The organism is Mobiluncus curtisii ATCC 43063, from assembly GCF_000196535.1.
Lineage (GTDB): Bacteria > Actinomycetota > Actinomycetes > Actinomycetales > Actinomycetaceae > Mobiluncus > Mobiluncus curtisii.
This window is the reverse complement of sequence record NC_014246.1, coordinates 1,150,537-1,169,049: the sequence shown is the minus strand read 5'-3', so window position 1 is coordinate 1,169,049 and position 18,513 is coordinate 1,150,537. Positions and strand designations below refer to the sequence as shown.

General features: G+C 58.6%; 17 protein-coding genes. 4 read left to right on the top strand and 13 right to left on the bottom strand.

Features of this window, described 5'->3' with window-relative positions; genetic code table 11:
• Positions 1–8: 8 nt before the first annotated feature.
• The 12 genes from nuoL to ndhC are packed head-to-tail and all read right to left on the bottom strand — an operon-like array spanning position 9 to position 13,067.
• Positions 9–2,000: an NADH-quinone oxidoreductase subunit L gene (gene nuoL, locus HMPREF0573_RS04930; protein ID WP_013189074.1), complete on the bottom strand. Its 1,992-nt coding sequence runs from the start codon at positions 1,998–2,000 to the stop codon at positions 9–11.
• Between the two features lie 15 nt (positions 2,001–2,015).
• Positions 2,016–2,315 (bottom strand): NADH-quinone oxidoreductase subunit NuoK, encoded by a 300-nt coding sequence (gene nuoK, locus HMPREF0573_RS04925; RefSeq protein WP_004007437.1) that lies wholly within the window; start codon positions 2,313–2,315, stop codon positions 2,016–2,018.
• Positions 2,312–3,286: an NADH-quinone oxidoreductase subunit J gene (locus HMPREF0573_RS04920; RefSeq protein ID WP_004007438.1), complete on the bottom strand. Its 975-nt coding sequence runs from the start codon at positions 3,284–3,286 to the stop codon at positions 2,312–2,314. Before HMPREF0573_RS04920 ends, nuoK begins: the two co-directional genes overlap by 4 nt.
• On the bottom strand, positions 3,283–4,020 hold the full coding sequence (nuoI, locus tag HMPREF0573_RS04915; RefSeq protein ID WP_013189073.1) for an NADH-quinone oxidoreductase subunit NuoI: 738 nt from the start codon (positions 4,018–4,020) through the stop codon (positions 3,283–3,285). Before nuoI ends, HMPREF0573_RS04920 begins: the two co-directional genes overlap by 4 nt.
• The gene (nuoH, locus tag HMPREF0573_RS04910; RefSeq protein WP_013189072.1) at positions 4,017–5,375 is read right to left on the bottom strand and encodes an NADH-quinone oxidoreductase subunit NuoH; all 1,359 of its coding nucleotides are present in this window, start codon (positions 5,373–5,375) and stop codon (positions 4,017–4,019) included. The genes nuoI and nuoH overlap by 4 nt, the downstream gene beginning before the upstream one ends.
• A gap of 5 nt (positions 5,376–5,380) precedes the next feature.
• Positions 5,381–7,993 (bottom strand): NADH-quinone oxidoreductase subunit G, encoded by a 2,613-nt coding sequence (locus HMPREF0573_RS04905; RefSeq protein ID WP_004007441.1) that lies wholly within the window; start codon positions 7,991–7,993, stop codon positions 5,381–5,383.
• Complete coding sequence (gene nuoF, locus HMPREF0573_RS04900) at positions 7,994–9,322, bottom strand: NADH-quinone oxidoreductase subunit NuoF (RefSeq protein ID WP_004007442.1); 1,329 nt, start codon at positions 9,320–9,322, stop codon at positions 7,994–7,996. It lies immediately after the preceding gene.
• Between the two features lie 2 nt (positions 9,323–9,324).
• Positions 9,325–10,026, bottom strand: a complete 702-nt coding sequence (gene nuoE, locus HMPREF0573_RS04895) for an NADH-quinone oxidoreductase subunit NuoE (RefSeq protein ID WP_004007443.1) — start codon at positions 10,024–10,026, stop codon at positions 9,325–9,327.
• A complete protein-coding gene (locus HMPREF0573_RS04890) occupies positions 10,023–11,396 on the bottom strand; it encodes an NADH-quinone oxidoreductase subunit D (protein ID WP_013189071.1) in 1,374 nt (457 codons plus the stop codon). The genes nuoE and HMPREF0573_RS04890 overlap by 4 nt, the downstream gene beginning before the upstream one ends.
• Entirely contained in the window at positions 11,393–12,133 is a 741-nt protein-coding gene (locus HMPREF0573_RS04885) for an NADH-quinone oxidoreductase subunit C (protein WP_013189070.1), read from the bottom strand. The genes HMPREF0573_RS04890 and HMPREF0573_RS04885 overlap by 4 nt, the downstream gene beginning before the upstream one ends.
• Positions 12,130–12,675: an NADH-quinone oxidoreductase subunit B gene (locus HMPREF0573_RS04880; RefSeq protein ID WP_004007446.1), complete on the bottom strand. Its 546-nt coding sequence runs from the start codon at positions 12,673–12,675 to the stop codon at positions 12,130–12,132. The genes HMPREF0573_RS04885 and HMPREF0573_RS04880 overlap by 4 nt, the downstream gene beginning before the upstream one ends.
• Before the next feature lie 32 nt (positions 12,676–12,707).
• A complete protein-coding gene (gene ndhC / locus HMPREF0573_RS04875) occupies positions 12,708–13,067 on the bottom strand; it encodes an NADH-quinone oxidoreductase subunit A (RefSeq protein ID WP_004007447.1) in 360 nt (119 codons plus the stop codon).
• 572 nt (positions 13,068–13,639) lie between these two features.
• Here ndhC and HMPREF0573_RS04870 point away from each other — a divergent pair.
• Positions 13,640–14,944 carry an isochorismate synthase gene (locus HMPREF0573_RS04870; RefSeq protein WP_013189068.1) on the top strand — a complete coding sequence of 435 codons (1,305 nt, stop codon included), beginning with the start codon at positions 13,640–13,642 and terminating at the stop codon, positions 14,942–14,944.
• Between the two features lie 468 nt (positions 14,945–15,412).
• Here HMPREF0573_RS04870 and HMPREF0573_RS04865 read toward each other — a convergent pair whose 3' ends face one another.
• On the bottom strand, positions 15,413–16,699 hold the full coding sequence (locus HMPREF0573_RS04865) for an ATP-binding protein (RefSeq protein WP_013189067.1): 1,287 nt from the start codon (positions 16,697–16,699) through the stop codon (positions 15,413–15,415).
• Between the two features lie 198 nt (positions 16,700–16,897).
• On the opposite strand from HMPREF0573_RS04865, the gene relB reads away from it, so the two are divergent.
• The 3 genes from relB to HMPREF0573_RS04850 all read left to right on the top strand — a co-directional run bounded on the left by relB (position 16,898) and on the right by HMPREF0573_RS04850 (position 18,485).
• Positions 16,898–17,125 (top strand): type II toxin-antitoxin system RelB family antitoxin, encoded by a 228-nt coding sequence (relB, locus tag HMPREF0573_RS04860; RefSeq protein ID WP_004007452.1) that lies wholly within the window; start codon positions 16,898–16,900, stop codon positions 17,123–17,125.
• Between the two features lie 9 nt (positions 17,126–17,134).
• Complete coding sequence (locus HMPREF0573_RS04855; RefSeq protein WP_004007453.1) at positions 17,135–17,419, top strand: type II toxin-antitoxin system RelE family toxin; 285 nt, start codon at positions 17,135–17,137, stop codon at positions 17,417–17,419.
• A gap of 373 nt (positions 17,420–17,792) precedes the next feature.
• Positions 17,793–18,485, top strand: a complete 693-nt coding sequence (locus HMPREF0573_RS04850; RefSeq protein ID WP_013189066.1) for a class I SAM-dependent methyltransferase — start codon at positions 17,793–17,795, stop codon at positions 18,483–18,485.
• Positions 18,486–18,513: the final 28 nt, after the last annotated feature.

The window sequence follows — 18,513 nt, the reverse complement described above, 5'->3', positions numbered from 1 at the left end:
TGTTTACCTCACAGCCTTGTCACCAATACCAGGGCAAGAGCCAAAACTGTGCCGAACAGGGTCCAGCCAGCATAGCGACGCGGCGAGCCGGAGTGGAGTGACGTCCCGACCTTACCGAGCCACAGCGAGAGCCGACCGGAACCTTCCACAATGCCGTCGAGGACCGCCCGGTCTGCCACTGCCACCCCGGAGGACAAAGCCAGCGTCGGGATAATAGCGACCTTTTCATTGACCGCATCTTGGTAGAGGTCATCACGCGCTGCCATAATCAAGGCGTTGGCTTCGGGAATGGCGGTTTCTACGGGGCGTTTCATAAACAGCGCCCACGCGGTGACCACGCCGATGATGACTACGGCTAAGGTCAGCCCCATCAGCAGGGCTTCGGGCATGACCGGCTCGCCGTGGGGAACCGTCTGACCGCGGGCACCGATATTCACAATCGGATTCAGCCAGGTCACAAAGAGGTTGCCTACCGAAAGCAGACCGCCCAGCGCGATGGAGAATACGGACAGCACCAGGAGTGGGATGGTCATCCACGGGCTCGCCTCATGCGGGTGGACCGGGGCACCTTCCGCCTCGGTGGTCCAGCGCGCCTCCCCGTGGAAGATGAGGAAGAACAGGCGAGACATGTAGAAAGCGGTGATACCAGCACCGACCAGGGCAACGAGACCAAATACCCAGGGGTACCAGGTTCCGTAGTTCGGGTTGGGCAGGAAGGCTGCCTCGATGATTTTGTCTTTGGAAAAGAACCCGGAGAACGGCGGGATTCCCAGGATAGCCAGCCAGCCGATAAAGAACGCGAACCAGGTAATTTTCATGACCCGGAACAGCCCGCCGAAACGGCGAATGTTGACCTGCTCGCTCATCGCGTGCATGACCGAGCCGGCAGCGAGGAACAGTTGCGCCTTAAAGAACCCGTGGGTAATCAGGTGGAAGATGGCAAACGCCCAGCCGACTGGACCCAAGCCCGCCCCCAGCATCATGTAACCGATTTGGCTCATGGTAGAGGCTGCCAGCACCTTCTTCATATCGTCTTTCGCGCACCCCACGACGGCGCCGAACAGCAGGGTGATTGCCCCGACAATGGCGACGACCAGGGACGCGACCGGGGTTTGGGTATAGATAGCGCCGGAACGGACCATCAGGTACACGCCGGCAGTCACCATCGTGGCGGCGTGAATCAGCGCGGACACCGGAGTCGGACCGGCCATAGCGTCACCCAGCCAGGCTTGGAGGGGGAACTGGGCAGATTTACCACATGCCGCCAGCAGCAGGAACAGACCAATCACGGTCGCCCAAACCGGCTGTAGTGTGGCGCCCAGCACCTCGGCAAAGTCCACCGAACCCACCACGGCGAACATCGACATCATCGCCAACAGCAGCCCCAGGTCACCCACACGGTTCATGATGAAAGCCTTGTTCGCAGCCAAGGCATTGTTGTGGACCTGGTTCCAGAAGCCAATCAGCAGGTAAGACGCCAAACCGACACCTTCCCAACCGACGAACGTCACCAGGTAAGAGTTACCCAGCACCAGGGTCAGCATGGATGCCACAAAGAAGTTTAGATACGCAAAGAACCGACGCCGATCGGGGTCAGCTGCCATGTATCCCACCGAATAGATGTGAATCAGACCGCCGACGAACGTCACCAGCATCACGAACGAGATAGATAGCGGATCCAGCAGCAGACCGAAATTCACCGTCAGTTCCGAACCGGGCAGCCAGTTCCACACCGTCAGGCTTTGTGCCCGATTCTCGGGGGAACGTCCCAGCATTTCTGTCAGAATGACCACGCCAATCCCGAAGGACGCCCACGGTGCCAGCATCCCCAGGAAGTGTCCCCAAGCGTCCACGCGACGTCCCGCAATGAGCAGGAACATGGAACTTATGAAAGGAATGGCAATCATCAGCCAGGCATATTGGGCCATGCCGGTGGCAGACCCGAATTGCAGAACCGCGCCGGTAGCCAGCCCGTTGAGTGGATTGAAAGTTTGCAGCATGTTTTCCTTTCCCCCTTAGCCGTTCAACAGGTTGAAGTCGTCGAGGGAGGTGGTGCGCCGGGAGCGGAACAGCGACACAATCAGCGCCAGACCGACCACGACTTCCGCAGCCGCCACGGTCATCACAAAGAACGCCAGGACTTGCCCGGTCATATTAGTGTTGGCTTCTCCCAGAGCCACCAGCGCGATATTGCACGAGTTCAGCATGATTTCCACGCCCATCAGGGCGATGACCGCGGAACGGTGGAGCAGCACGGTCAAGGCGCCTACGGCAAACAGGGCCAGCGCCACGAATACCAGGAACATCACGTTCATGCGTCTTCTCCTTCAGTCGTGGCGGTACCGGGTTCGGTGTGGTCCGCAATAGTTTTATCAAGCGGTTCTGCATGGTCTGGCAGGGCTTCGGGAGCGCCCGGTCCGGGCATTCCCACCGCGCCGGAACGGGCGACCGCCGCGGAGGCTTTCGCGCCATGCAGCCCGACTCCCCCACTAATTTCGGCAGCCAAAGCACGCGCTGTCCACGGCGAGGCTTCCCCGAGCGAACGGTCTTCCCCGAGGACTCGCACCACGCGCGGCACCGATTCCGGCACCGGGCGTTGAGTTTCACCGCTGATAGCCGGCACATCCAAAGCGTTGGTTTCCGCATAGACGCCCGGCGGCACGGTCTGACCCAGGACGTGACCACCGTCGCGGTATGCTTTCATCCGCTGCTTCACCAGGAAAGGCTGGGTCAAGCGCGGCAGCAGTGCCTCGGAGTGAGTCAAGCTCATCGCCCCGACCGCTGCCACAATCAGCAGGGTGGCAACCATTTCCAGCGGTGCGTAGTAGGTGTTGATGACTTCAGAAGCCAGGCGCACCGGATTGGGATCCCCGCTGGGGCGCGCCGGAGCCCCGTTCACCGTGGTGTTTACGGCAGCAACAATCGCCATAATCCCGAAAGCCACGACCAGCAGCACGGCTGCCGCTACCGTCCCGACTTTGGAGTCTCTCGGCGAGTCCACCGCTTGCACCCCCACCAACATAATGACGAACAGGAACATCATCATGATGGCGCCGGTGTAAACCACAATCTGAACCGCGCCCAGGAACTCGGCTCCGACCGAAAAGTAGATACCCGCGACACACACCATCATGGCGACCATATATACCGCGGCGTGAACTGCTCGATTCGACAGCGCTACCCCCAATGCCGCAATCAACGCCAGCGCGGAACATGCCGCTACGAAGATTGTCTGACCGGTGCCCATTTCGGGTAATTCCGCGACCGCTTGCAGCAAGTGGCTCATGCTTTCACCTCCTGTGCCGGTTTTCCGGCACTGACCAAGGAGGCATCCTGCGGACGATGACTCGCAACCCAGTCAATCTGGTCGGGAGTCGCGCCGGTGACGCTTCCGTTGTAGTAATCCATGTCAGAAGTGCCTGACGCCATCGGGTGCGGCGTGCTGAGCATCCCGGCGTTTAAAGGAACCAACAGGCGGTCCTTTTCAAAAATCAAATCCTCGCGGTTGTCGTCCCAAATCTCGTAATCGTTGGACATCGTGAGGGCTCGCGTCGGGCAGGCTTCGATGCACATGCCGCAAAAGATGCAGCGCAGATAATTGATTTCATAGACCCGCCCGTATCGTTCCCCGGCACTGTACTGTGCCTCCGGGGTGTTTGCGGCGGCCTCTACATAGATGGCGTCCGCCGGGCACGCCCAGGCGCATAGTTCGCAGCCCACGCATTTTTCCAAGCCGTCCGGGTAACGGTTCAATTGGTGACGTCCATGGTAGCGCGGCTGAGTCGGCACCTTTTCAAAAGGGTACTGTTCAGTCACGTAAGGGCGGAAGAAGTTGCGGAACGTGACTCCGAAACCGGCGACTGCTTTCAGCGATTCCGCCAGGGGACCTTTCTTTTTCCGTTGCCACAGTTGCGGATCTGGGTCCGCCACGGGTTCAGGATTGGTCAGTGCTCCAGCGTCGGGATTGTCCGGTTCGTCCGGGGATGCAACCAAGTTGTTGTCAGAAGTTTGCGCGCTCACTTTTCTTCCTTTCCGCCCGTGATGGCAGTCTCAGCCGGGGTGCTGGGAGTTACTTTCAAGAGTCCAGACCGCGGACTGGGAGGCAGCTCCTGTCCAGGGAGGGGCGGGACCGGGAAACCATCCGCCATCGGGTCAAAGGGCTCAGGGGCGACCGGTTTCACTTTCTTGACGGGAATCAGCATCACGATAATCAACAGCACCACGCAGACCCCAGCCACCGCAAACATGATTTGTTGCGAGTTGAAACCGAAGAATACGGGCAGAGCCTTAATCCACGCGACTGCCATCATCCACACGAACCCGACCGGAATCAAGACCTTCCAGCCGAGATTCATGAACTGGTCATAACGGAAACGCACCTGGGTGCCACGCACCCACACGAAAATCCAGAACAGAGACCACACCTTGACGTTAAACCACAGAATGCCCCACCACGGCGACCCGGTGACGGGATTCATCAAGTCCCACGCCCACGGCGCTTTGTAACCGCCCAGGAACATAGTCACCGCCACGGCGGAAACGTTAAAGATATTGATATATTCCGCCAGGTAGTACCAGGCGAAGTTCATTCCCGAGTACTCGGTTTGGTGCCCTGCCACCAGCTCGCTTTCGCATTCCGTCAAGTCGAAAGGCAGACGGTTCGTTTCCCCGAAAGAAGCGATGAGATACACGACAAAGGCAGGGAGCAGACCCAACAGCCAGCTCGGATCCTTTTGCGCCTCCACAATTTCGGAGGTGGACATAGAACCAGCCATGATGAACACACTGACCAAGGCGGTGCCCATCGCCAGCTCGTAAGAGATAACTTGTGCCGTGGAACGCACCGAACCCAACAGCGGGAACGGAGAGTTCGCGGACCAACCACCTAGGACGATGCCATAGATACCGAGGGAAGAAATCGCCAGCACAATTAGGGTGGCGACCCCGGAGTCGAACAGCTGCAGCGGGGTGGAAATCCCGAAAACTGTCGCATTTGGCCCGAACGGAATCAACGCGTAAATGGCAAAAGCCGTGAACGCCACCAGCATCGGGGAAATCAGATAAATCAGGGTGTCAGCGCCCTTGAGACGGAAGTTTTCTTTAAACACCATCTTGCCGGCGTCCGCAACGGCTTGGAGCAGACCGAACGGACCGCGCACATTCGGACCGGGACGGGTCTGGATGCGCCCCAGCCCACGGCGCTCTACCCACAGCGCCAACAGCACGTAGAGAATCAGCACCACGATGATAATCAGGGCTTTAATCAGGGAAATCCACCAGGTTTCCTGACTGAAGTCAGCCCCTTTCGGAGCCGGAGCCGCGGCGGACCACAGGTCAGTACCTAGGGCGGTCAGGATAGGAGTCAATGTGTACATAATGGTTACGCCTCCGCTGCTTTCAAGCTAACAAGCTGACCGTAAGCCGAACCCAAGGTTTCGTGAACCAGGGATCCGGGGGAGCATTCCGGCATCCACACGACCCGATCCGGCATGTCCGTGAGCACCACCGGCAGGGTCACGGTACCTCGCGGTCCCGTAATCTTGGCAATATCGGTAATGCCGTTCTCCTGGGCGGTTGCCGCGCTCAGGCGCACCACCGGGACTCTGGCAGTTCCTGCCAAATCCGGTTCGCCATCCTGGCAGCGACCCGCATCCAGCAGTGGCTTCCAGGTAATGACCAAAGCCTGCCCCGCTTCGGGGGGAACAATGGGGGGATCCTGCCGGAAAGGCGCCCCCAAACGAATGCCTTCCCAGGAACCCAGTTCCTCGTACTCATGCCAGATAGCAGCCAGAGAGTCCAACCCCAGGTCGTATCCCGCAGCCCGACCCAGCAGGTTCATGACCTTCCAGTCCGGCAACGCGTGCGATGCCAAAGCCTGACCGAAGGGACGCAGTCGTCCCTCCCAGTTGACGAAAGTACCGCTCTTTTCGTGGGGCGGTGCCACCGGCAGCACGACATCGGCATATTGGGTGATTTCGGTCTGGCGCACTTCCAGCTGGATGACATGCTTCACGCCTTTGAGGACTTCTCGTGTCCCCTCCGGGTCCTCCAGGTCGCGCAGGTCAACCCCACCCATCACCATAGTGGTGCCGGGCAGGAACTGTTCCCAAGCCTCGGGGGTCAGCATACACCGGAAGCACAGCGGCAGATTCTCGTGCAGCGGCTCCGTCAAGCCCCACGCCGCGTCAATGTTGGCACGAGCCATCGGATCGGTCACCAGGCGACCGCGTGGCAGCAGACCGGGGAAACAGCCCGCCTCGATGGCGGCACGCGAACCGGCGCGGCGCGGTATCCATGCCCACGCAGCGTTGGTGGCGTCAGCCAGGCGCGCGGCATACTCCAGCTCGTCAACGACCAGGCTGGCACGCTCCCCCATCAGCACCAGCGCACCGGGTTGGCTGAGGGATTCTTTCACCCAGGCAAACTCGCCTTGGCCAGCGATGATGTCTTGTAAAATCTGGAGTTGCTCCCCCGGCTGGTTTTGCACCAGGGTGGCGCCGAGTTTGCGCGCCCCATCGCTCAAGAACGGGGCCAGCGTGGCGACTTTCGTGCCGTGGTTTTGCGTGGCTTTCCGCAGCCGCAAGAACAGGGTGGCGCATTCGTCCTCCGGTTCCAAATCGACCAGGAACACAAACGGTGCTTTTTCAATATCTTGGTAGGTCACTGTTACCGGACGCCCCGCGACCCGCAGTTTGATGAAGTTCACCTCATCCATGCGGAAGTCTCGCGCCCGCGCATCCACGATGTTCGATTTGCCCACCACGTGCGCAAACTTGCCCCAAGCGTAGTAATCTTCGAGGGTGAGATGCTCGCCGGGAAAGAACGTGACCTCGGAGTTTTGTGCAGATTCTTTAACATAGGCGGCAGCCCGCGAAAGGGCGGTGCCCCAGTCAGTTTCCTCCAACTCGCCCGCGTCGTTACGCACCATCGGGCGGGTCAAGCGGTCTGTAGAGGACTGCCAGGCGAACGCGTAACGGTCCTTGTCAGAAATCCATTCCTCGTTGACCTCGGGATTATCCCCTGCCAGGTGACGCAACACGACCCCGCGGCGTGCGTCGACCCGGATTTCTGCCCCGCTAGCATCCTGGTCGGTAATCGAGGGGGTAGATATGAGATCGTGGGGACGCGCCCGGAACCGATAGGAGGCATTCGTGAGCGCCCCGACCGGGCAGATTTGGGTGACATTGCCGGAAAAGTACGAGGCGAAACGTCGACCGGACACGTCACGATGCGCCACGTCCGGGTGTCCCGAATGCATCGAACCGATGATGCCAGGCTCTCCGCTGGGGCCGGTCATTGATTCACAAGGGGTGACGGTAGCGCCGTCCGGGTTCGCCTCCTCGTCATATATTCCCAACACCTGCGTGTCGAAGGAACCGATGTTTTCCCCCATAAAGAAATGGTGATCGCATGGAGAGGAACCGCCACCCCGCCCTTGTAGGTCCAAAAATACGTCCCCGGCGATTTCCTTGCCGAAACGCACGCAGCGCTGGCACAGCACGCAGCGATCCCGGTCCAGCAAAATCTCGGAGGTCAAGCGCACTGGCTTGGGCCAGACTCGCTTTTTATCAGTGAAACGCGAAGTCGGATTGCCTTCCATGAAGGTCTGGTTTTGCAGCGGGCATTCCCCGGCTTTATCGCAAACCGGGCAGTCCAGCGGGTGATTGACCAGCAGGAACTCCAGGATACCGTTCTGAGCCTTCGCCGCGACCTCGGAGCTGAGCTGGGTGTAAATCTCCATCCGATCCGTGCAGGTGGTCGAGCAAGCCGGCATTGGTTTGGGCATCTTGGCGACGTCTCCCTGCCGGTTGGGCATGGCGACCTCCACCAGACACGCCCGGCATGCTGCCACCGGCTTCAGCAACGGGTGGTCACAGAAGCGCGGCACGTACACTCCAGCTTGTTCACAAGCCCGAATCGCCAAGGTGCCTTGGGGCACCTCCAGGGGCTTGCCGTCAACTTTAATATTGACCATTTGCACTTCGTCGCTCATTTATTTACCTACCTCACCCGCTGCCTCGTGGTAATACACGCTGCGTTCGTAGGGGAACAACTCCCAAGCCGGAGTTGTGTAGCCTTTTTCAAACTCGTCACGGAAACGTTCGATGCCCGACTTCACCGGCGTGATGGCCGCGTCCCCCAGCGCGCAGAAGCAGCGCCCACCAATCTCGGAAGTAATCGACAGCAGCTTGTCCACGTCACCCACTTCACCTTTACCGGCTTCGAGACGGTGCATGATTTGCTTCATCCAATAGGTGCCTTCCCGGCACGGGGTGCATTTGCCGCAGGATTCATGCTGATAAAAATCCACCCAACGGGTCATGACACGCACCACCGAAGTCGTTTCGTCAAACACTTGAATCGCTCGGGTCGCCAGCATCGACCCAGCGGCGGCGACTTCCTCATAAGTCAGGGGAACGTCCAGTTCAGCGGGGGTAAAGATGGGTGCCGAGGAGCCCCCGACCGCCCAGAATTTCAGGTCGTGTCCAGCTCGCACCCCGCCGCAGTATCCCAACAGTTGCCGCATCGTAATCCCGAACGGCGCCTCGAACTGACCGGGGCGGGCGACGTGACCGGAAACCGAGAAAATCCCGTGTCCCTTGGACTTTTCTGTGCCCATCGCGGCGTACCAGTTATCCGAATACTTAAAAATACCCGCGACCTGGGAAATCGTCTCGACGTTATTGATGACGGTGGGACGGGCGTACAGCCCCTGAGCGGCCGGGAACGGCGGTTTCAACCGCGGGTGTCCGCGCCTGCCTTCCAGCGAATCCAGCAGGGCGGTTTCCTCACCACAGATGTAGGCTCCCGCCCCGGAGTGGGCAGTAATCTTGAGGTCGCCCAGCAATCCCGCCTCGGTTGCTTCCCGGATAGCAGCCAGCAGTCGGCGCAGCGGGTGGGTCACTTCTCCGCGCAGATACACGAAAGCGTGTTCGCAGCGAATCGCGCGCGAACAGATTGCCATCCCCTCGATGAGGGCGTGCGGGTTCGCCATGATTTGCGGAATATCCTTGCAGGTCCCCGGCTCGGACTCGTCAGCGTTCACCGTCAGGTAGCGCGGCAAACCGTCATCGGGAGGCAGGAACGACCACTTCAACCCCGCGGGGAAACCGGCACCACCACGCCCGCGCAACCCCGAGTTCTTGACCGCAGCCAACACCTCCGCAGGATCCATCGAGTTGGCTTTTGCCAGACCCTGGTATCCCCCACGTGCCCGGTATGCCTCCAGGGTCCAAGACCGGTCCACGCCCCACATATCCGACAAAATCGGGGTCAGTGGCACCTCACCGCCAGGAATATCAGTCAGGTTCAATTCACTCATGACTATTCACCTTCCTTCGGTTCGGGAGCTGACCAGCCAGGGTCGCTGGGGATTCCCCAACCCTTTTCCGCGGCGATACGCTTGCCCAACAGGGTGGGGACACCGGCAGAATCACCCTCGTCCGCCAGTCCGTCCTCGAATCCCGCCAAGAGGTGTTCGTTTTCCTTAAAGGTCGGGACGCGATTTGGACCACGAGTCGGCTGCACCGGGTTGCCCGCCCGCAAATCGTCGACCAGTTTCACCGCCGATTGCGGGGTTTGGTTATCAAAGAATTCCCAGTTCACCATAATGACGGGGGCAAAGTCGCAGGCAGCGTTACATTCAATCGCCTCCAGGGTGACTTTCCCGTCCGCGGTCGTTTCTCCGTTGCCGATGCCCAAGTGGTCACACACGGTTTCCCAAATTTCGTCGCCCCCCATGACGGCGCACAGCGAAGTGGTGCACACCCCCACGTTGTATTCCCCGTTGGGACGGCGCTTGTACTGGGTATAGAACGTAGCCACCGCCGAGACTTCTGCGGGACTGATACCCAACAGTTCGGAACACAGCTCGATACCGTTGGCGGATACGAAGCCGTCCTCAGACTGGACCAGATGCAGCAACGGCAGCAGCGCCGAACGCGAGTGCCCCTCGGGATAGCGAGAAATAATCTCTTGACCTTCGCGAACCAGGCGCGCTTTGACGTCCTCGGGATACGGTTTCATCGATCCACACCTCCAAACACCGGGTCAATCGAACCGATTGACACCACCAAGTCAGAAATCAAACCACCCTCGCACATCATGGAGGCAGACTGCAGGTTTGCATAAGAGGGGTCGCGGAAGTGGGCACGGTACGGGTGGGTGCCCCCGTCGGTCACCAGGTGCACACCCTGGATGCCCTTAGCGTGCTCGACCTGGGCGTAAACCTGACCGGGCGGAATCCGGAAGCCTTCGGTCACCAGCTTAAAGTGATGTATAAGTTCCTCCATCGAGTGCCCCAGAATGTGCGACACATGCTCCGGGTCTTGACCTTGGCCATCGGCACCGATGGTGAGCTTGGAGGGGTAGGCGAACTTCGGGTCGGCAATCATCACCGGCTCTCCCTCGCTCTGTTCTAGGCGATCCAGCACCTGATACACGATGCGCAGAGACTGATACATTTCCTCGAAACGCACCTCGGTACGGGTGTAGCAGTCGGAATGGTCGCGGGTGGGAACATCGAACGTGTACGCCTCATACCCGCAGTAGGGCTGCAACTTGCGCATATCCAGCGGTAAACCGCCTGCCCGCAAGCACGGACCGGTCAGGGACAACGCCATCATGGTGGACAGCGGCAGCCACCCCACGTTCTTCATCCGACCAATAAAGATCGGGTTGGCCATAATCAAGTCCTGCATTTCGCCAATGTCGCGTTTCACCAGCGGAAGCTTTTCCCGAATCATGTCTATGGTGTCATCCAGCAGGTCGTTGGACACACCGCCGGGACGCATATAGGTGTTGTTCATTCGCAGGCCGGTGATGTGCTCGAAAATCCGCAGGATTTCTTCGCGACCCCGGAAACCGGTGGTCAGCATGGTCGTCGCGCCCAACTCGTTCGCGCCGGTACCGACAGCGACCAAGTGCGAAGCAATCCGGTTCAGTTCCATCAACAGCACCCGGATTTCGCTGGCGCGCCGCGGTACCTGATCCGTCACCCCCAGAGCTTTTTCGACTGCCAAACACCAGGCGACTTCTGAAAAGAACGGCGCTACGTAATCCATCCGGCTGCAGTAGGCGACGCCCTGATTGTAAGTGCGGTATTCCATAGATTTTTCGATACCGGTGTGCAGGTAGCCGGTGCCCAAACGGCAGTCCTTAACCGTCTCGCCTTCCAGCTCCACAATGACGCGCAGCACGCCGTGGGTGGAGGGATGCACCGGACCCAGGTTGACAGCAATCCGGTCATTGTGAGCCGACTCGAGGTCAGCCGACATCGCCGACCATTCCCCGTCATGAACGGAGAACTCCGGCATTCCCGCCACGGAGTCGCTCGCCCCCGCGGCAGCATGAACATGTTGCGTTTTTGCCTCTGGGTTTATCGTTTCGGTACTCAACTGTAGCTCCTCCGCGTGTCAGCCGGCGGGACAGTGCCGCCCTTGAATTGCACTGGAATCCCGCCCAGCGGGTAGTCCTTACGCTGCGGGTGCCCGACCCAATCGTCGGGAAGCAGGGACCGGGTCAGAGCCGGGTGCCCGGTAAAGATGATGCCCATCATGTCGAACGCTTCTCGCTCGTGCCAGTTGTTTCCAGGGTAAATATCCACGATGGAAGGGATTTTCGGGTCATCTTCGGGAGCCGCAGTCTCGATGCGCAAGTTGTGGTTGTGGGTCACACTGATGAAGTGATACACGGCATGCAGTTCCTGCCCGGTGTCGTGCGGGTAATGCACCCCGGAGACACCCATGCACAGTTCAAAGCGCAGGTCCTGGTCATCACGCAACGCTTTTGCGACTGTCACCAGGTGTTCACGGGCGACGTGAATCGTCAGCTCGCCGTGGGAAACGACGACCCGGTCTATGGCAGTGAGAGGATCCACCCCGGCCCCACGCAAATCCTCCTCCAGATAGTCCACGCAGTCATCGAACCAGCCCCCGTAAGGCTTCGGGGATTGCCCCGGCATCCGCACTTCTCGGTGCAACAGACCGTAGCCGGAAGTGTCGCCAGTGCCGTGGACCCCAAACGGGTTGTCCCGCACTCCCAGGGATTCGCCGCGAGGATTAGCGTACTGGGGCAGCTTCGGCTCCAGGTCACCCTCCGGGGCGGATTGCAAATCTTGAGTTTCTTCGCTCACGCCATCAGTCCCTTCATGTCGTTCAATGAGGCTGCCTGCAGCGCCGCCGCTTCCGCTTTGCGGATGGCTTCCTCACGATGCTTGCCCAAAGGATCTTGCTTGATGTGGTCGCGTAAGCTCAGCAATGCCCCCAGCAGCATTTCCGGACGCGGCGGGCAGCCCGGCAGATAGATGTCTACCGGCACCACGTGGTCGCAGCCCTGCACGATTGCGTAGTTATTGAACACGCCACCGGATGATGCACAAGCCCCCATCGAGATAACCCACTTCGGGTCTGCCATCTCGTCATATACGTTGCGCATGATGGTGGCCATCTTGTGCGAAACCCGACCCGAAACCAGCATGACGTCGGCGTGGCGCGGAGAGGAGCGGAACACTTCCGAACCGAAACGGGCAATGTCGAAACGTGACGCGGCAGTCGCCATCATCTCAATAGCGCAGCATGCCAGCCCCATCGTGACGGGCCAAATCGAGAGAGAGCGTGCAAAATCAGTAATTTTTTCCGGGAAGGCCGCCAAGCCGTCAGAATCTTGATCCATCATTTTTGGTTTCCTCCAAAATACTTGGAACGTTTTTAATTCCAGTCAAAGCCGCGACGGGCCCACACATAGATGAAAGGCACTGCCAGCAGTTCCACGAAAGTCATCATCACGAACAAGCCAAACTTTCCTTGCTGGAAAAAGGAAATCGCCCAGGGGTAGAGAAACACCACCTCGATGTCGAAAACGATAAACATCATGGCGGTCAGGTAATACTTAACCGGGAAACGCGCCTGGCTTCCACGATTCGGAGTGGGGTCGCAGCCACATTCATAGTTGGCATTCTTAACGCGGTTTGGCTTCGTGGGACCGAACAGGTAACCCGCCAAAACTCCTACTAATGCCACCACCCCGGCCACTAACAGCATAATCAGCAGCGCTACGTAAACATTCATAGCTTCTCCATCTTTAAACCGCCCGAGCTGCTTGCCGGCACTATAGCCAGCAGATTTTTCCCAAGCGAGTTGCCAGTTCCACCCTACAGTTTTTCCCTTTACTCCGGGAAGCTTTGTCTGCAAGGCGTGATTATCTCCGGGTTTGTCCTGGTTTTGCGCCCCCTGCAGCATTTAACGTGGATTCGATTTAGGAAAAAAAGAGTTTTCATATTGGGACCTGGGTCCCTCTCAGAGGGAAAGGAGCCAGGGGCACCAAAAAACGGGGAGGCAAAATAGCTCGGGTCCCTTCCAGACAGGAAAGATGCCAGGCAACAGCCGCCGGGGGTCCAGTCGCTCTGTAGCGTGGCTTCACCGGCTCAGTAATATCACGATGCGGCGACACAGAGACACGCTCGGGCTGAACGCCAGATTGAACCCCGGACCTCGGGAGCGCTCGGCAAACCTCGCCTCAAATTCCGGTGTTGCGACAGGCGAGCGGTTCTGCGCTCTCGGGCGTAGGGCTGCGTCGGGAGTCTACCCGCGTGCCACCCTGCCGGTTTTGGGCGCTGAGCGGGGGAACCTAGGATGGATGGGTGCTATTCGTCCACACTCGCGCCCTTGACCGCGATTTGTCCCCGGAGCTGTTCCCTATGGACGCCGCGGCACTCCCCACGAACGGATTTTTCTTTGCGTCTCCCCCTGCACAAGGCGCCCCCCTCACGTTGGCAGCGCCAGGTTTAGGGGATATTCCCGGTCAGGACTTTGCGCCAGCCTGGCATTGGGAGGACGGCTCAGACCTGGATCGGGCAGGCGCAGCGTGGTACCTGGTAGGACGCCACGCCCAGGTGTTTGATGCGGTGCAGCGACGCGGCACCGGTCCGGTGGCTTTCGCGTCCTTTGGTTTTAACAGCGCGGCGACCCCGGTTTTTGTCCTGCCGTCATTCCTGGTGGGCAGCGACGCCCAAGGGGCGTGGATTACCGTGGCTTATCAAGCCGAGAGTGTTGATGAGCCTAGAGCGGACCGATTGTATCGGACCGCCCTGGCTTGGATTAAAAACTTTCCCCACCGCCAGCGCCAAGATGCCCTGCAAACGCAACCTTCCGCCGTAGTGGGAAAAACGTCTTACCAGGAAAACGTTGCCGCCGCCGTGCGCGCTATCCGCGAGGGCAAAGCGGAGAAAATCGTGATGGCTCGCCCGGCTCGCTTCGAGTTCGCCGGGGAGGCTGGCGCGGAACGGGCACGGGCAGCCGGTGGGGCTTTGGCCTCCCGCCTGCGCGAACGCTACCCGACTTGCTGGATTTTCAACGTCGGGGGGCTGGTCGGGGCCACGCCGGAGATGCTGCTGGACGCTGCAGCGGGACGGGCACATTCGCGGGTTTTGGCAGGCACGGCGACGCCCGGCGAGGACGTAGATTTGGCTCATTCGGCGAAGAACCTGGCGGAACACCAGGTGGCGCTGCGTTCTGTGGCCGAGCCTTTGCGTCGCGTCGACCCCGATTTAGAGGCGAGCGGGCCGTACCTGTTACAGCTGCCGAATCTGACCCATTTGGCTACGGATTTGCACCTGCGGGTGCCGGCGGGCAAGACGCTGTTACACCTGGTCGCACAGTTTCACCCCACGGCGGCGGTGTGCGGGCTGCCGCGGGAGTTTGCGCGGACGTTCATCTCCCGGTTTGAAGCGGATCGCGGGCGTTACGCCGGGCCAGTCGGCTGGGTCGATGCCCAGGGCGGGGGCCAGTTGGCTTTGGCGCTGCGATGCGCCCAGCTCGATGCGCTCGGCGTGGAGGCCTGGGTCGGGGCGGGCATCATGGCAGATTCTGACCCGGAAACCGAATGGCAGGAAACCGGGGCGAAACTGGCGCCAATCCGGGATTGTCTGAACTTGTCGGCTGATTGACCCGCGGGGCGCGCCCCAAAATTGCAGCCCCGGCAGGGGGAACTGCATGAACGACCGATTTCAAAAGAAAATCCGTATCACAGCGCCCTTGCGCATTTGCAAAACCGCTGGTAGAAGCGTTTCCGGCTAAAACAGGGCGCGCCAAACCGAACCGAAATCGGTCATTCGTGCACGCCCGCTAGACTCCCCGGCGGGAATAAACAGTGGGATTTGGGCTGTAGCTGCCATTATTGGCAGCTACAGCCTTATTTCCACCTTTTATCCGCAAAAGTAACCCGGACCGGAACAGCGGGTACGACCGGAGCAGGGTGGCGACTCAGTGAGAGGCTGGGGGGGTGAGCATTTTGCGACAATAGTCGCGCAAAACGCTAGGGGGTACTCCCCCTTCCGCCTCTCGCGAGCACCCCCCGCGACGAAGCGCCCACCACCACTAAAAAACTTATCCCGGCACGGGACTAACCCCGGAAACTAATCGAGACTGTTGGGATTAAGCAAGAAATCGAGGACGCTCATGGTGAGGATTCCGTGCTGGTCATAGGTGGGTTTCACCGTATCGCGCACCAGCAAGATTTTCTTGAAACTGTCCGGGACCTCCACAAGCGGAGCTTTCTCTTGGCGTTCCTTTTCCGAGTCCGGGATACGCCAGGCAGATTGCAGGTAGCAGCGCCGCGAACCAAGATTTGCCACGAAATCTACCTCGAGGTTTTTCCGAATGACTTTGCCATCTTGACGAGCCTGTTTTTCCACGCAACCGACATCGACCGAGAAACCCCGCAGGCGCAGCTCGTTATAAATAATGTTCTCCATCAGGTGGTTTTCCTCGACTTGGCGAAAGTTCAACCTGGCGTTACGCAGGCCCACGTCCTCGAAATAGTATTTTTGCGGACTCCCGATATATTTCCGACCTTTCACGTCATAGCGAGACGCCGCCTCAACCAGGAAAGACTCCTTTAGATACGCGATATAGGACGCGATGGTGTTCGCGCTGAGTTTTGACTTGAGAACACTCTTGAATGTCGCCTCTATCCGCGACGGGTTCACCAGCGAACCAACCGAGGACGCCAGCACATTCACCAAGTCCTCTAGCTCTTGCGTCTTCTCAATTCCGTTCCGGGCAATAATGTCCTTTAAATAAGTTTCCGCAAACAAGTGTTCCAGGTAGCGCGACTTTTGCTGGTCACTACGCATTGACAGCACCAGCGGCATTCCCCCATAGAGCGCATACTCCGCCCAACCGCCATACCGGTCCCCGTCGAATCCACTCATGTACTCTGCAAAAGACAGTGGCCGCACCCGGACTTCGTCCCCACGTCCGCGAAACTCGGTCAGAACATCAGTGGAAAGCATCTTCGAGTTACTGCCGGTCACATAAACATCGATGTTGTGGGAACGGAGCAACCCATTCAAGACCCCGTAAAGGCGCGGAGCCGACGTTCCTTTCAGCTCTTGATCTGTTATCGCATACTGAACTTCGTCAATGAGCACGTAGTATTGTGAGGTTTTGTCAAGGAGTCTGGATTTCAGGTAATTGTTGAGCGCGCCGGGGTCGCGGTAAGCTGTCGCGTCTTCCGTATCCAGCGCGATTTCAATAATGTGTTCATCGTCCACACCCAGTTCCCGACGCAGATAATCGGCAAACAGCCTAAACAGCAGGTAAGTTTTTCCGCAGCGTCGAACCCCGGTAATGACTTTAATCATCCCGTTTTGCATCCGATCAATGAGCTGGTTGAGATAAACGTCCCGGCGGATTTCCATACTGTTAGTCTACTTCACTTTGAGCGATTTTGTTACATGTAGCAAAATCGCTCAAAGCACGCGTGTGCGCCAGACCAGACACAGGACTCTGCGCCATTAACACCAAACCCCCTCACCAACAGTGAACTATTCAACTCACCATCGACATTTAAGTGCTACACTTAACGTATTACAGCGCAATGCGAGGGGGAGATTACAATGGCGAAAACTACCACCGCGATACGTTTTGACCAGCAGGAACGTGAGTGGATACAAGCATATGCCGACTTCTTAGGAATCAGTTTTTCACAATTTATCCGTCGGGCAGCGTTAGAAAAACTGGAAGATGCCCTCGACACGCAAGACTATATGCAAGCCCTGAAAGAAGACGACGGCACCCGTTACACCACGGATGAGATTATGCGCGAAGTCATGGAAGACGAGTGACCCAAGCAAATGACTTATCAAGTCCGCTGGACCAATGCCGCTCGCAAAGACCTAAAAAGTATCCCTAAAAAGCAACGCATCCTCCTCGTGACGTGGGTCCGCGACCACCTGGACGGGTGCGAGAACCCCAGAGGCATCCCCCAAGGTAAACAGCTGCAGGGAACCAAAAACGGCTGGCGCTGGAGAATCGGTTCCTACCGAGTGATAGGACAGATTAAAGATCAGGAACTGGTGATTAACATTGTCCGCGCCGGGCACAGACAAGGTGTTTATCGCCCCTTACCCAAGATTTAAGCCACTGATTTATCCCACCAGCAAACACGAGCACTACACACGACCTTCCAACCCGACAAAACTAAAACCACAACCCCGGCACAGAGCGTTGTCAGGATGGCTTTTTGGCGAAAATAAGTACGTAAAATCGCCAATATTGGCGATTTTCAGGACCTAAAACCGGTTTTGGGCTTCATGCGCGGGATCTTATGGGGACTTACACGAACGACCGATTTCAAACCAAAATCCACGATATTGCCCCACCTTGCTTGTGCAAAACCGCTGGTAGACCCGATTCTAGCTGAATAAAGGGGCTCCAAAGCGAAACGTAATCGGTCATTCGTGCAGGGCATGACGTAAACCCCGCCACGGGCCTGGCGGTAGGATAGAACCTATGCGCGCGAACCTAGACAAGAATCCTCACGACGTCCAATCCATGTTCAATGCCGTGGCTCGACGTTACGATTTGATGAATTTCCTCGCCTCCCTGGGGCAGGAAAAAATATGGCGCGCCCACGTGAAGCGCGCGGTGGTGACGCGACCATTTCTGAAAGTTCTGGATGTGGCCGCTGGGACTGGCGCCAGCTCGATTGAGTTCGTGCGCGCCGGAGCCAAAGTCGTGGCAGTTGATTTTTCCGAAGGCATGATTGCCGAGGGGCGTCGACGTCACCCGGAGATTGACTTTCAGCAGGGTGACGCGATGAACCTGGACTTTCCCGACAATACTTTTGATTGCGTCACCATCAGTTTTGGGCTGCGCAACGTCTCGGATCCGGACCGGGCTTTGCGCGAGTTTTACCGGGTGGTGCGCCCCGGCGGGCACGTGGTGGTGTGCGAATTTTCCCGACCGACTTTTGCCCCGTTTAGAGCCGTTTATCGGTTCTTTTTGCACCGGGTTATGCCGCCGATTGCTCGGTTGTTCTCGACCGACGCGGTGGCGTATGACTACCTGGCGGAATCTATCTTGGCTTGGCCCTCTCAGTACCAGTTCGCCGCCCACCTGCGCGCGGCAGGTTTCGAGCGCCTGCAGCTCAAGAATCTCACCGGCGGTATCGTCGCCCTGCATCGAGGCTACAAACTGAAGTAACCGCCGGTCCGGGGGCATCTCCTAGAAT

Excerpts from the sequence above, each read along its gene's own strand:
- nuoL (WP_013189074.1), bottom strand. The coding sequence starts at position 2,000 with ATGCTGCAAACTTTCAATCCACTCAACGGGCTGGCTACCGGCGCGGTT.
- nuoK (WP_004007437.1), bottom strand. The coding sequence starts at position 2,315 with ATGAACGTGATGTTCCTGGTATTCGTGGCGCTGGCCCTGTTTGCCGTA.
- HMPREF0573_RS04920 (WP_004007438.1), bottom strand. The coding sequence starts at position 3,286 with ATGAGCCACTTGCTGCAAGCGGTCGCGGAATTACCCGAAATGGGCACC.
- nuoH (WP_013189072.1), bottom strand. The coding sequence starts at position 5,375 with ATGTACACATTGACTCCTATCCTGACCGCCCTAGGTACTGACCTGTGG.
- HMPREF0573_RS04905 (WP_004007441.1), bottom strand. The coding sequence starts at position 7,993 with ATGAGCGACGAAGTGCAAATGGTCAATATTAAAGTTGACGGCAAGCCC.
- nuoF (WP_004007442.1), bottom strand. The coding sequence starts at position 9,322 with ATGAGTGAATTGAACCTGACTGATATTCCTGGCGGTGAGGTGCCACTG.
- nuoE (WP_004007443.1), bottom strand. The coding sequence starts at position 10,026 with ATGAAACCGTATCCCGAGGACGTCAAAGCGCGCCTGGTTCGCGAAGGT.
- HMPREF0573_RS04880 (WP_004007446.1), bottom strand. The coding sequence starts at position 12,675 with ATGATGGATCAAGATTCTGACGGCTTGGCGGCCTTCCCGGAAAAAATT.
- ndhC (WP_004007447.1), bottom strand. The coding sequence starts at position 13,067 with ATGAATGTTTACGTAGCGCTGCTGATTATGCTGTTAGTGGCCGGGGTG.
- HMPREF0573_RS04865 (WP_013189067.1), bottom strand. The coding sequence starts at position 16,699 with ATGGAAATCCGCCGGGACGTTTATCTCAACCAGCTCATTGATCGGATG.
- relB (WP_004007452.1), top strand. The coding sequence starts at position 16,898 with ATGGCGAAAACTACCACCGCGATACGTTTTGACCAGCAGGAACGTGAG.
- HMPREF0573_RS04855 (WP_004007453.1), top strand. The coding sequence starts at position 17,135 with ATGACTTATCAAGTCCGCTGGACCAATGCCGCTCGCAAAGACCTAAAA.
- HMPREF0573_RS04850 (WP_013189066.1), top strand. The coding sequence starts at position 17,793 with ATGCGCGCGAACCTAGACAAGAATCCTCACGACGTCCAATCCATGTTC.